Below are 230 nucleotides of genomic sequence, written 5' to 3'. Positions count from 1 at the left end.
CGAGCCGCTTTCGGCGCTGGATGCCCGCATCCGCCGCAGCCTGCGCCAGCAGATCCGCGAGATCCAGCAGCGGCTCGAACTCACCACTATCTTCGTGACTCACGATCAGGAGGAGGCGCTCACCATGTCGGATCGGATCTTCCTGATGAACAAGGGATCCATCGTCCAGAGCGGCACGCCGGAGCAGATCTACACCCGTCCTGCCAGCGAGTTTGTGGCGGGCTTTATCG

At 62.6% G+C, this 230-nt stretch carries 1 pseudogene; it reads left to right on the top strand.

Annotated elements, in window-relative coordinates:
• Positions 1–230, top strand: a pseudogene (locus tag AACS18_RS00530) (ABC transporter ATP-binding protein); the annotation flags it as partial.

Source organism: Aeromonas sp. HMWF015 (genome assembly GCF_963878965.1).
GTDB lineage: Bacteria > Pseudomonadota > Gammaproteobacteria > Enterobacterales > Aeromonadaceae > Aeromonas > Aeromonas veronii.
The sequence above is the reverse complement of the archived record's forward strand: the minus strand, read 5'-3'. Positions and strand labels throughout refer to the sequence as shown.